The following is a 12,667-nucleotide window of genomic DNA, read 5'->3' on the forward strand; positions in this document are numbered from 1 at the left end:
TTGGCGAAAGGTTACGGAGACGTTCTGAAGCCGGGCCCCGCCACCACCGGGGCTGGAGCTGGGGCCGAAGCCGGAGCGCCCGGCGGGGCATCCAGCCGCTGCTCCAGCGCGCGCAGCACGGGCCCTATGCCGGTTCCCGCCCTGATCTGCGGGTTGGAAAAGCCGTCGTCCTTGCCGGCGTCGATTTCGCGCTGCTTGATCACCGGAACGGCACGGGAAAAAGCCTGCTCAAAAGAATGTGTCTTGCGCAACTGCTCGTCAAACATGGCGCGGCCGAAGAAGGTCAGTTCGGACAGGCGCCCACAACCGTAAGAGGTATGGGTGGCGTCGGCCGCCGTCATGACCAGGGTGGTGTCGCTGGCCAGCGCCTCGATCCAGCCACCTGAATAGCAAGCCGATATCGCGATGACGCGGTGGCGGATACCGGCGTTGTCGAGCGCTTCACGCAGCTCGCCGGGACTGAGTGGCGGTACCTGCAGCGGCCAGTGGGAGGCGGCCAGCTTGAAGTCGCTTGCGCCGTGCGACGTCATGTAGACCACCAGCACGTCGTTGTCACGGTCCATGCGCTGGGCCAGCGCGTCGATGGCGCGCTGCAAATTCAGTGTGGTGGCCCAGGGATGGGTCTGCACGGTGCTGGCATGGTTGACCAGATGCACCACGCGGCCTTCGGCATCGAAGCGCTCGGCAAGCACACGGCTGACCATGGTGCTTTCACGCAGGAATACATCTTCTGCGGCATAAGGGGCAAACACCAGGCCGTAGACGTCGGTGATACCGCGGCGCTGTGGCTCGATGGCGGCCATCGTCTTTTCCATCAGCGTCTGCTGCTCTTCAAAAACCTGCTGGCTCAGCTGCAGGCGGGGCCTGCCGTCTGCCGCGGCGCGTTGTGCAGCATAGTCTTCCTGCCAGGTGCGGGCATCGAATTGCCATGTGGTGAGGCCGGCGCAGGCCAGCAGGGCCAGCGCAAAAACCGCAGCACGTACGGTAAGGCCGGTGAAGCGGACCACCAGCAAAATGGCGGCGCCCAAAGACCAGGCGGTGAACACCGCATAAAAAACCCAGTAAAGCCAGGGTTGCAGGAACACCGGGCCCTTGAGCCAGCCATGCGCGATAGCGCCCATCAGGCCCTGGTACACCAGCGTATTGGGAAGGGAGGCGACCACCCAGAGCACGAAAGCGGCGCCAACACCGACCGGACGCAGTGGCTCGTCGCTGCTTTCAGCGCCTGGCTGCGCAGCTTCCGGGGGAAATGCCCACCACGCCAGGCCAATGAAGAGTCCGGCAGTCCACCACCCTGACAGCCAGGCCTGCACGTCCAGGCGCGCAGGGCCGGCAATCTCAAGCCGGGACAATAGGACTTCAAGGGCAAAAACCAGGGCAGTCATGACCAGCGCCTGCAGCGGCGTGGGCGCATGGCCGGTGACCCGCGGCTTCAGGAAAACACCGGCACGCAAACCCTCAAGAAACCATGTCTTCCAGGGAAGGCGGGTGGCCGGGGCTGCGGAGGCTGCCTCCCCGGGGGTCACGAGCGCAACCGCAGCTTCGGGAACATCGGGCGACTCAGGCTGCTCGTCGCTGTCAATGCCGGTGATGTCGGTCATGGCGCTGCCATAGATGAAGGCGAAGGTGAAAGCGAGGAAGATGGCGGCGGTCTGGTGCCAGCCAGTTCAGGTTGCAGCTGGAGCCGCTGTGGGTTGGCATAGCAGACAAAGCGCTTGTTGGTGGCGCGGCCAATCGCGCACAGGCCCACCGTCTGCGCGACCTGATGCCCCATTTGCGTAATGCCGCTGCGTGAAACCACAATGGGTACACCCATCTGCGCGGACTTGATGACCATTTCGCTGGTGAGACGGCCTGTGGTGTAGAAGACCAGGCCTTCCCAGCCGGGATCCGTCAATGAAGCGCCGACTGCGCCCTTCCCCTCTTCACCAGCCGGGGCCGCGGAACCGGCTTCTCCGGCCCGCAGGCGCAGCGCCCCCTCGGGGGGCAGCGCAGTACGCGAAGCGACAAGCGTGGGGGCTCTATTAATTGCCATCCAACCCGCTATGGTGTCTATCGCGTTGTGGCGGCCAACGTCTTCAACAAATAAAAGCATTTCAGGGTCGCCCGCCGTCATCGCAAACAATGCACACGCATGCACCGAGCCGGCAGACTTGTACGTCGTTTCCTTGAGCCGTATGGTGTTGACGAGGGAATACAGCTGGGCCTGGGTGATGTACGCATCTGCGGGCAGCACGATGCCATCGACCTCGTCCATCAGGCCGCCGAACACACTGCCCTGCCCACAACCCGTGGTGACCACGCGGCGCGATGTTTTCTCCTCAATGTCTTCAATACCGCGGTGTGTCTTGACAGCGGCTGCGCCCACATCCCAGTCGACGGTGATGGATTCGATATCGGCGACGTCCTTGACGAGCCGCTGGTTGCGCAGGTAGCCGAGTACCAGCAACTCGGGATGGGCACCCAGGGTCATGAGCGTGACGAGCTCGCGCTTGTCGACATACACAGTGAGTGCGCGCTCGGCGGGGATGGCGACTTTTTGCGCTTCACCGTATTCGTTGACGGCGTCGACCTCGCACGTCAGGGGCGCCTGGGCCATGGTGAGGCGCGGGAGACGGGGAAGGGTCGGTGTCGAGGCGGTCATGAGGGAAGACTACAACAAAAAAGCCGGCCCCTTGCGGAGTCGGCTTTTGGGAAAGCGAATACGTCCGGGAGTGGGTCAGGACTTCTTGGCGGGATTAACGACCGCATCGGGCTGTTTGGTGCTGGGCGGGCTGGTGGCCGTGCCTGCGGGTGAATGTGCGCCGGCCGCTTCGATCGGCTTGGCTTCAGGCGGGGTGTAGACGAAAGCGCCGGGATCGGCACAAGCGGGCGCTGCAGCAGGCGGCTTCGTCTCTTTGCCGGCGGCCTTGGCCGTTTTGTAATAGCTGGCGGCGACCTTGTCCTGCGACTTGCACAACTGGTAAGCATCGACCTTGCCGCTCCAGGCGGTCTTGGCGGCGGCTTCAGCGGCCTTGGCCTTGGCTTCGTCGCTCAGGGCGGGCAGCTTGGCCAGCGACGCGGCCGATGCGGCGGCCAGCAAGCTCATGATCAGAATTTTTTTCATGGGATTCCTCACTACAACTCTTGTGGCTTATGCCTGCACCGTCTGGCCGGGCGGGTCAACAGGTTTGCTGCGCTGGGCCGGGATGTTGCCGGCCTTGACTTCGTCGTACCAGTATTCGTGGTGCTCACGAGCCCAGGTCTCGTCGACATAGCCGGTCCGCATCGCCTTGTAGGCGCCCTGCATGCCGATGGTGCCGAGGTAAATGTGGCCAAGGAACAAACACATCATGAGCACGGTGGCCACGGCGTGCACCATGTGTGCGACCTGCATCGTCGAGCGCTCATAGATCAGGCCGGGTAGCAGCTTGTCGAGCACAAAGCCCGAAGAAACCACCACGATGCCCAGGAAGAACACACCGCCCCAGAAGATGAGTTTTTCGCCGGCGTTGAAACGGTTCGAAGGCGGTTCTTCGCCGCCAGTGATCAGGCCACCGCCTTTGGCCAGCCAGTGCAGATCGCCCTTTTGCGGCCAGTTGTCGCGCAGGAAGGTCAGGAACACGATCACCAGCGACACCGCGAACAGCGGGCCGGCAAAGTTGTGCATGGTCTTGAGAGTCCAGGTCAGCCAACCGAAGAGCGCTCCACCAATGACGGGCAGCAGGAAGAATTTGCCGAATGCCATGACCAAGCCTGAGACGGCCAGGATGCAGAACGCAATCGCGTTGGACCAATGCGCGGCACGCTCGAAAGGCGTGAATCGTTCGATCTTGCGGCCGGTGTCGACGCCGTGGGTTTTGATCGAACCCTTGCTGAAGTAAAAAATCGCGATGGCCAGCAACACGATCAGAAACAGTGAGCCGCCGTAGGGAATGATCCAGTTGTTACGCACCTGTCGCCAGGCTTCGCCGGCGTTGGTCAGGCGCGAGCCGGGGTACTGCACAAAGGGCTGGATCAGGTTGCCGGCCTCGGGCGCTTCGCTCTTGGGCAGGCTGCTGTAGCCGGTGACGCCCTCGCCCACCTGGCGCCACATGGGCGCGTTGTTGCCCGGTTGCACCTTGGCGCGTTCGCCATTGGTCTGCTTGGCGTAGTTGGGGTCAGCGCTGGCCTCGGGCTTGACCTCAAAGATGTTCTGGCCCTGGATGCCACCGGTGGCGGCGGGAGCGGTGGCCGGCGCGGCGGTGGCCGGCTGGGCCGCAGGCGCTTGCGCACAGGCAAGTCCCGCCAGGCTGGCCGCTATGAAAAATATAGCTGTTCGCGCACGATACATAAGGCCTCCGGTCACTTTTTCGAGCTACCGATCTTGTTGTACTCGTTCTGGCTGTTCTGCGCGCGGGCCTTGAGGCCTTGCTCCCAGCTGGTCTTGTCGCCGGCCTTCCAGCCCGGCGCCGCAAACTGGTTCTGCACGCCCTGATAGGCGGCGCCGTCGCTTTTCACGCCGCTGCCCAGGGTTTGCGGCTTTTCACCGCAGGCCGACAAGGCAGTCACGGTGAGGGTCAAGACAAGAACACGCATCATGATTTGGCTCCTGCGGGCGGCTGGCCGGCCTGTTTGGATCCGTAGGCCGTGCCCCAGCCCCAGACTTCGGCGCCCTTGCCGCGTTGCACCACACGGTTGCGGAAGATGTCGGCGACCACATCACCGTCGCCGGCGAGCAGGGCCTTGGTCGAACACATTTCGGCGCAGGCCGGCAGCTTGCCTTCGGCCAGGCGGTTACGGCCGTACTTTTCAAACTCGGCCTGGCTGCCGTTGACTTCAGGGCCGCCGGCGCAGAAGGTGCATTTGTCCATCTTGCCGCGCACGCCAAAGGTGCCGGCAGCCGGGAACTGCGGCGCGCCGAAGGGGCAAGCGTATGAGCAGTAGCCGCAGCCGATGCAGACGTCCTTGTCATGCAACACCACGCCTTCTTCGGTGCGGTAGAAGCAGTTGACGGGGCAGACGGCCATGCAGGGTGCGTCGCTGCAATGCATGCAGGCCACCGAGATCGATTTTTCGCCTGGCACACCGTCGTTGAGCGTGACCACGCGTCGGCGGTTGACACCCCACGGGACTTCGTTTTCGTTTTTGCAGGCGGTGACGCAGCCATTGCATTCGATGCAGCGCTCAGCGTCACAGACAAATTTCATGCGTGCCATGGTTAAGCCCTTTCGACGTTACAGATCGTCGTTTTTGTTTCTTGCATCATCGTCACGCTGTCGTAGCCGTACGTTGTCGCGGTGTTGACGGCCTCGCCGCGCACAACAGGCGCCGCGCCGTTGGGGTAGTAGGCCAGCATGTCGGCGCCCTGCCAGCGTCCCGAGAAGTGGAAGGGCATCCACACCGTGTCGGGGCCGACGCGCTCAGTCAACATCGCTTGCACATTGAGGCGTGCGCCGGTCGGGCTGTTCAGCCAGACACGTTCACCGTTGCGGATGCCGCGGTCAGAGGCCGTCTTCGGATTGATTTCGACGAAGGCTTCCTGCTGCAACTCGGCCAGCCACGGGTTGGAACGGGTTTCTTCACCGCCACCTTCGTATTCGACCAGCCGGCCTGAGGTCAGGATGAGCGGGTACTTTTCGCCGACCTTGTCCGCGATGTTCTTCTGCTGAATCGTCTTGTAGAGGGTGGGCAGGCGCCAGAACGCTTTCTTGTCGTCATGCGTGGGGTACTTGGCCATCAGGTCGGCCCGCGTGCCGTAGAGCGGCTCGCGGTGCTGCGGTATGGCATCAGGGAAGTTCCACACCACGGCACGCGCCTTGGCATTGCCGAACACGTGGCAGCCGTGGACCTTCATGGTGACGCGGATGATGCCGCCTGATGAATCGGTCTTCCAGTTCTTGCCTTCGGCCGCGGTTTTTTCGGCGTCGGTCAGGTCGGCCCACCACCCCAGCTTCTTGAGCAGCAGGTGGTCGAACTCGGGATAGCCCGTCGTGATGTCGGCGCCCTTCGAATAGGAGCCGTCTTCGGCCAGCAGGTTGACGCCGTCTTTTTCAACGCCGAAGTTCGCCCGGAAATTACCACCACCGTCCATGACATGTTTGGAGGTGTCGTACAGATTGGGTGAGCCGGGGTGTTTGAGGTCCGGATTGCCCCAGCAAGGCCAGGGCAGACCGAAGTAGTCACCGGTTGTGTCGTAGCCGGTGGCCTTGTCCTTGCCGCCTTTGGACTTGAGGGTCTTGACGTCGAACAGGTGCATGTTGCGCATGTGGGCCTGCAAGCGCTCAGGGCTCTGGCCGGTGTAGCCGATGGTCCACACACATTTGTTGATCTCACGCAGGATGTCGTCCGGCACGGGCTCGTCCATGCCCTTGACCTTTTGCATCTTGTAGTTCTTCGACAGCTCCTTGGCGAAGCCGAGTTTTTCGGCGAACTGGTGCATGATCATGTGGTCGGTGCGGCTCTCCCAGAGCGGCTCGATCACTTTTTCGCGCCACTGGAGGGACCGGTTGGAAGCCGTCACCGAGCCGCTGGTTTCAAATTGCGTGGCGGCAGGCAAGAGGTAAACCGCGCGCTTGGGGTTCAGGTCTTCCGCCTTGCCGGGCATCGCTGCCATTGCGGCGGTGGCCGATGGATACGGGTCCACCACCACCAGCAAATCCAGCATGTCCATCGCCCGCTTCATCTCGAGGCCGCGCGTTTGCGAGTTAGGCGCATGGCCCCAGAAGAAGACGCCGCGCAGGTTTGAGTCCTGGTCGATGAGTTCGTTTTTCTCCATCACGCCGTCGATCCAGCGCGAGACGGTGATGCCGGGCTTGCCCATCATCGCGGCCGATGCGTAGCGGCCCTTGATCCAGTCGAAGTCCACACCCCAGGTCTTGGCAAAGTGCTTCCACGAGCCTTCTGCCAGGCCGTAGTAGCCGGGCAGTGAATCGGGGTTGGGGCCGACGTCGGTCGCGCCCTGCACGTTGTCGTGGCCGCGGAAAATGTTGGCGCCGCCGCCGGACACACCGATGTTGCCCAGCGCCAGTTGCAGGATGCAAGAGGCGCGCACGACCGCATTGCCGGTGGTGTGCTGCGTCTGGCCCATGCACCAGACGATGGTGCTGGGACGGTTCTGGCTCATCATGGTGGCCACCTTGAGCGTGGTGGCCTCGTCAACACCGCAGGCCTCCAGCACCTTGTCCGGCGTCCACTTGGCCATCACGTCGGCCTTGACCTTGTCCATGCCGTAGACACGGTCGTTGATGTACTTCTTGTCTTCCCAGCCGTTCTTGAAGATGTGATACAGCACACCGAAAAGAAAGGGGATGTCGGAGCCGGAGCGGATGCGGACGTACTCGTCGGCCTTGGCGGCTGTGCGGGTAAAGCGCGGGTCGACCACGATCATCTTGCAGCCCGCCTCCTTGGAGTGCAGCATGTGCAGCAGGCTGACCGGGTGAGCTTCGGCGGCGTTGGAGCCGATGTACAACGCGCACTTGCTGTTTTGCATGTCGTTGTACGAATTGGTCATGGCGCCGTAGCCCCATGTGTTGGCAACGCCGGCCACCGTGGTCGAGTGGCAGATGCGGGCCTGGTGGTCACAGTTGTTGCTGCCCCAGAAGCTCACGAACTTGCGCATCAGGTAGGCCTGCTCGTTGTTGTGCTTCGAAGACCCCACCCAGTACACCGAGTCCGGCCCGCTCTCCTTGCGCAACTCCAGCAGCTTCGCGCTGATTTCATTGAGTGCGGTGTCCCAGCTGATGCGCTCGTACTTGCCGTTGACCAGCTTCATCGGGTAGCGCAGGCGGTATTCGCCGTGGCCGTGTTCGCGCAGTGCGGCGCCCTTTGCGCAGTGGGCGCCTAGATTGATCGGCGAGTCGAACACCGGTTCCTGGCGGACCCAGACGCCGTTCTCCACTACGGCGTCGACCGCACAGCCGACAGAGCAATGGCTGCAAACGGTGCGCTTGACCTCAATTTTCCCGGTGCCGTCGCCGGCGCCAGGTGTGGCCGCCTTGGCCTTTTTGACCAGGGTTAATTGCGTAGCTGCCAGCCCAACGCCGACACCCAGGCCGGAGCGGCGCAGGAATGCGCGGCGGTCCATGGTGGGCAGCGCGTTGGACAGGCCCCGCGACAGGCTTTGCACAAAGCGCGCGGAACCCGCGCGGTGCACGGGATGGACATCAGAAGATTTTTTCGTGAGCAGCATGAAGCTCTCCGTAGAAGGTGAAATCGGGGGCCGGTCGAGCGGAACTGGAAGCCAGGGCTATCTAGATGCGGGTGGTCTTGTAATAGCGTTTGACGTGTTCCGAGAGGCTGTAGCCGCCACCTTTTTCAGGGGCCGGCTTGGGCTCTGGAAGCTCGGCCTGCTGGAGTGCCGGTGCGCCCGGCAAGGCCACGATGGCTGCGGCTGCCGCGCCGGTGGCGGCTGCGCCGAAAAAGAATCCCCTGCGTGAGGGTTTTGGCTGGCTGTCCTGCATGGTGATCTCCAGGGAAGGCTTGCTGGCTATGTAACCGTTTGCATAGTACTGTAAGGCAGAGTGCTGCGCACCACAATGGTTAGCGCCGCTCAACGTCCAAGTCTAGGGAAAACGATAAGCGATCTTATTGTCAGACTCGGCGGATCTGGCCGGCTGGCCATTCAAAAGCTGTCTCATTTTGAGAAAAAAAAGTTCATGCACTCCCTCAGGCCAGCATGTCGAAGCCCTGCGCCTCAACGCTGATGAAGATCTGGGTAAAGGCCGCGAGCGCGGCATAAAAACGCGCCCTGGGATGCGCCGTGATGGCATCGCACATCAGCGGCACCCAAGGCTGAACATGGCGCGCGAAAAATTCGCGCTGCCGTGTGAGATTGGCCACCTCCACGTCGTCACCGGCAATCAGGTAGCGCATGACTTCGCACAGGTAGGCCACGTGGTCTTCGGTTTCAGGCATGGCCTCGTCACGTGCCAGGCCTAACGCTGCGATGTCGGTGCGCAAGGCCGCCAAAGGCTTCTCATTGAGGAAACCGCTGAGGTAGTGCGAACCAAAGAGGTACACCTCAGGCTTGCCAACGCCGCCGAACAGGGCGTCATGCTCCCGCGTGACATCTGCAAGGCTCTGCACGCGGGCGGCTGCCACGAGTTCGCTCCACGAACTTTCAAGCAAGCCCCCAGCGGCGGGTGCCTCGGTCACGGCAATGCGGAGGTTTTCATGCAGCTCCGCGGAGGGCGCGGCGTAGTAAAGGGCGGCCAGCACGCCATAGACTTCGGCTCGCGCGGTTTCTTCGTCCAGGGTGGACGCGGTGAGTTGGGCTTGCGTCATGGTGGCGTCTGATTGTTTGTGCTCACCGGATGTCGGTGATTTTCAATTCGTTATCGGCGGAATAAATATCGATGACGCGGCAGTCACTGCACATCTTGAGCCGGTCGGCGGCCGCACCCTGGAACATCGCGTGCCCCGCGAGCTTGCCTAGCATGGACTCGATGGCCTTGAGTGTGCCGAAGGGTTTGCTGCAGCGTATGCATTGGTAGGGCTGGCTCTCGTTAAGCACACGCGCCTCTTTGCGCAGCGGTGTAAGCAGCAGGCGCGGCTGCAGCGTGATGGCATCCTCGGGACAAGTGGTGGCGCACAGGCCGCACTGAACGCAGTTTTTTTCGATGAACTTGAGCTGGGGGCGGTCCGGGTTGTCTTGCAGCGCGCTGGCCGGGCAGGCGCTCACGCAGCTCAGGCACAGCGTGCAGGTGTCGGCGTTGACGGTCAGGCTGCCGAAGGGCGAGCCCTTGGCGGGCAGCGCAATCGCTTCGGGCAGGGCGGCGGGCGCCTGGCTCATGAGGTGGTCCAGCGCCATGTCGAGCGTGCTGCGTTTTTCTTGCGCCACCGCAAAGCGCGCCGCAGTGGAGGGCACTGTGGGACGGCCGCGCGCCAGCGACTGCAAACTGGCGTCCAGCCCGGCGATGGCATCAGCGCCCTCCCCGGCTTGCACCAAATGAAGGTGCACGCCGGCATAGCCCAGGCCATTGAGCAGGGTTTGCGCGACGCGCATTTGATCCGCCAGGCCTTCAAGGTAAGCAGGCGCCTCTTCGCGCGTCACCAGCACGGCGACCTGGGACGCACCAAAGGCAATGGCGCTGAGCCACAAATCCAGGCCCACGCTGGCCGTGTGCCACAACGCCTGCGGGATCACATTGGCCGGAACGCCTCGCACGGATTTTTGCAGCCGCGCGGCGCGGCCCAGGGCCTCGACGGCTTGCTGGCCGCTGTCCTGGCTGTGAAACAGCAGCACCGGCTGCGTGCCGCCGGCTTTGGCATACGCCGACAGCAGGGTCTTGATGCGAACGCCCTGCTCGCTGGCACGCGGGTAGGCGTAGGTGAGAGCGCCCGTGGGGCACACCGTGGTGCACGCACCGCAACCCACACACAGGTTGGGGTTGACGACGATCTGCTGGCGGCTTTTCTCGCTGCTGATGGCGCCGGCGGAGCAAATGTCGATACAGGCATTGCAGCCCACGGTTTCATTGCGGCTGTGGGCGCAGAGCTTTTGCTTGTAGGCGAAGAATTTGGGTTTTTCAAACTCGCCAACCATGTCGCGCAGCTTGACAACCGTGGCCAGCAGACCGGGTGAGGTCAGGCCGGCGGACGCATTCAGGGCAAAGTAGCCTTGCGGTGGCGCATGCAGCGCGACCAGCGGTTTGGCGCCGAGGTCGAGCACCAGGTCAAACGCTTCCGTGAGCGTTTGCGGCGCGCGGTTGAAATCAATGGCACCGGCCACCTTGCATACGGCTACGCAATCACGGTGGGATGTGCACTTGTTTGCATCGACCTGGTAGCTCAGGTCGATGGCGCCTTCAGGGCACACGGCGACGCAGGCATTGCATCGTGTGCATAAGTCCAGGTCGATAGCGTTGGTCTTGTCCCAGCTCGCCTCAAACGCACCCAGCCAGCCTTTGAGCGCGAGCCGCTCGCCACTGATCACAGGATATTTGCGCTCTTGCGAAGGAAACCCGGCCTGCGCCTGGGACGAAACGCCCTGGGCGAAGATGGTCACGTCCAGCGTATCGGCCACAAGGGCCGCCACCTGCTCGGCCTGGTCGATCGTGCCCACGATGAGCAGGCGCCCGGCGCTTTTGTAGGTGACGGTGGACACCGGTTCGGCGTCCGGCAGGTGGGCCGCGGCCAGCAGGGCGGCGATTTTGGGTGTGGCGCTGGCAGCGTCCTTGCTCCAGCCGCCGGTCTCGCGGATATTGACGAACTTCACCACGGAGGTGACGCCCTGGGTCTGCTCACCGACTTCGGCAAACAGCCGCTTTTCCTGGGTGCAGGCCACGACGACATCGTCGCCGGACTGCGCGGCCTTCTGGAAGGCGCCTACCTCGCGGCGGCACAGCGCCGAATGCAGCGTCAGGGTTTCATTGAGTGCCGCGCCCAGCGCCTGGGGCTGGAGCGGCATGGTCTGGTTGCAGTCGCAAATCAGTGTGGGCATGGTCTTCTTGGCTGGCACCGGCCGGGTCGGGCTGGGATTGGCTGGTTGATAAAGCGCCTGGCGCTTGCGACGGGGCTATGTCTGGATTTTCATAGGACTGTGCCACGGTTTCGCCCGTGGGGTTATTGGCGCTTTCCCGTGGCAGGCCGGCCGGGTCCTCTTGCGGGCCGGCAGCCTGCCCCTGGCCTTCGCCTTTTGCTTCACCCTGCTTGTCCTTGTCTTTTTCTTTCTCTTTGTCCTCTTCGTCATCAAAGAGATTGAGAAACTTCGCACTGGTCATCTGCCGCAGCATGGCCTCGGGGATGGGGTCGGATCTGGAATAGTCGTCGATGTAGATATCGAGCCCGTCCATCACATTGAAGTGCGGGTCGGCAAAGAGCTGCTTCATCGCCGCATTTCGCACGTCGGGCGTCACGTCGCCGGCCATAAAAGGCTTGAAGTCGGAATCCTTGGTGAGCAGCCTGGCGTCGGCCAGCGTGAGCGCCTTCTTTTCCGGTGGATTTCCCGGTGATTTTTGCGCCGGCTGCTGGAGCGTCTGGACTTGCAGGGCGGGCGTGGGCGCGTCCGTTACCGGCGGTGCGGCCACAACCGGTTCTTCCAGTGGTTTGCCCTGCACGGCGTTGACCTTGCGGCGGGACCACCGCCCCAGAAAACCTGTGGGCTCGTCAGCCATGCTGGCCTCCGCCGGTTTTCTTTTCCGTACTGACCCGCGCCGGATTGCCGAAGCGGTCCGTCAAGGTCTTGAAGCTTTGCGGGCGTTGCCGGCGCTTGGCTTCGATGACGTAGTGCTGGTCTACAAACTGCTGCAGCCACTGCACAACTTGCGGCGGCGCGGGCACCTGCTCGACCGTTTCCTGCGCGTCAAGCCACCGCCCGGCATCGTGGTAACTCAGGGTGACGGTCTGCGGAATCGCGATAGGTTCATCGGCCAGCAGGGCTTGTTCTTCCATGCGCCAGACCACCCAGAAGCAGGGCTGCCCGGTGCTGGCATTGAGGTAATAGCCCTCGGCATCATCGGTAAACAGCTCGACCTTGAAGCCGGGGTGAAGCCAGCGCTCTTCGCGCTCGTCCTTCAGCAAGAGCCGCGGCGCGGCGCCAAAGGCGTATTCGTGGGGGACGATGTCGGCCAGTTCCCAGCGCCAGGGCTGCCAGCGGTTATCGATGCGCTCGCGGCGCATGACAACGGCCACCGCCGTGCACGGCCGGTGCAGCGTGGTGTCTGTTTCGGGGGACTGCAGCAGGAAATCCGACATGCCCGCAGTGTAC

The 12,667-nt window shown here is 63.0% G+C and carries 12 protein-coding genes; all 12 read right to left on the minus strand.

What is annotated here, in order from left to right; genetic code table 11:
• Window positions 1-11: 11 nt before the first annotated feature.
• Window positions 12-1,601 (minus strand): C13 family peptidase, encoded by a 1,590-nt coding sequence (locus AC1DYR_RS11685; protein ID WP_477705259.1) that lies wholly within the window; start codon window positions 1,599-1,601, stop codon window positions 12-14.
• On the minus strand, window positions 1,598-2,644 hold the full coding sequence (locus AC1DYR_RS11690) for a formate dehydrogenase accessory sulfurtransferase FdhD (protein WP_477705260.1): 1,047 nt from the start codon (window positions 2,642-2,644) through the stop codon (window positions 1,598-1,600). Before AC1DYR_RS11690 ends, AC1DYR_RS11685 begins: the two co-directional genes overlap by 4 nt.
• A 75-nt stretch (window positions 2,645-2,719) precedes the next feature.
• Entirely contained in the window at window positions 2,720-3,106 is a 387-nt protein-coding gene (locus AC1DYR_RS11695) for a hypothetical protein (protein ID WP_477685993.1), read from the minus strand.
• Between the two features lie 27 nt (window positions 3,107-3,133).
• Window positions 3,134-4,312: a formate dehydrogenase subunit gamma gene (locus AC1DYR_RS11700; RefSeq protein WP_477685994.1), complete on the minus strand. Its 1,179-nt coding sequence runs from the start codon at window positions 4,310-4,312 to the stop codon at window positions 3,134-3,136.
• 11 nt (window positions 4,313-4,323) lie between these two features.
• Window positions 4,324-4,560, minus strand: a complete 237-nt coding sequence (locus AC1DYR_RS11705; protein WP_477685995.1) for a hypothetical protein — start codon at window positions 4,558-4,560, stop codon at window positions 4,324-4,326.
• Window positions 4,557-5,177 carry a formate dehydrogenase FDH3 subunit beta gene (gene fdh3B, locus AC1DYR_RS11710; RefSeq protein ID WP_457279598.1) on the minus strand — a complete coding sequence of 207 codons (621 nt, stop codon included), beginning with the start codon at window positions 5,175-5,177 and terminating at the stop codon, window positions 4,557-4,559. Before fdh3B ends, AC1DYR_RS11705 begins: the two co-directional genes overlap by 4 nt.
• Window positions 5,178-5,179: 2 nt before the next feature.
• A complete protein-coding gene (locus tag AC1DYR_RS11715) occupies window positions 5,180-8,149 on the minus strand; it encodes a formate dehydrogenase subunit alpha (RefSeq protein WP_477705261.1) in 2,970 nt (989 codons plus the stop codon).
• Between the two features lie 61 nt (window positions 8,150-8,210).
• Entirely contained in the window at window positions 8,211-8,420 is a 210-nt protein-coding gene (locus AC1DYR_RS11720) for a formate dehydrogenase (protein WP_477659077.1), read from the minus strand.
• Window positions 8,421-8,625: 205 nt separating this feature from the next.
• Window positions 8,626-9,243, minus strand: a complete 618-nt coding sequence (locus tag AC1DYR_RS11725; RefSeq protein WP_477705262.1) for a TorD/DmsD family molecular chaperone — start codon at window positions 9,241-9,243, stop codon at window positions 8,626-8,628.
• Between the two features lie 22 nt (window positions 9,244-9,265).
• Window positions 9,266-11,401, minus strand: coding sequence for a 4Fe-4S binding protein (locus AC1DYR_RS11730; protein WP_477705263.1), 2,136 nt, complete (start codon window positions 11,399-11,401; stop codon window positions 9,266-9,268).
• The gene (locus tag AC1DYR_RS11735) at window positions 11,328-12,074 is read right to left on the minus strand and encodes a DUF3306 domain-containing protein (RefSeq protein WP_477705264.1); all 747 of its coding nucleotides are present in this window, start codon (window positions 12,072-12,074) and stop codon (window positions 11,328-11,330) included. Before AC1DYR_RS11735 ends, AC1DYR_RS11730 begins: the two co-directional genes overlap by 74 nt.
• Entirely contained in the window at window positions 12,067-12,654 is a 588-nt protein-coding gene (locus AC1DYR_RS11740; protein WP_477705265.1) for a DUF3305 domain-containing protein, read from the minus strand. The genes AC1DYR_RS11735 and AC1DYR_RS11740 overlap by 8 nt, the downstream gene beginning before the upstream one ends.
• Window positions 12,655-12,667: the final 13 nt, after the last annotated feature.

This window comes from Polaromonas sp. P1_F9 (assembly GCF_056405615.1).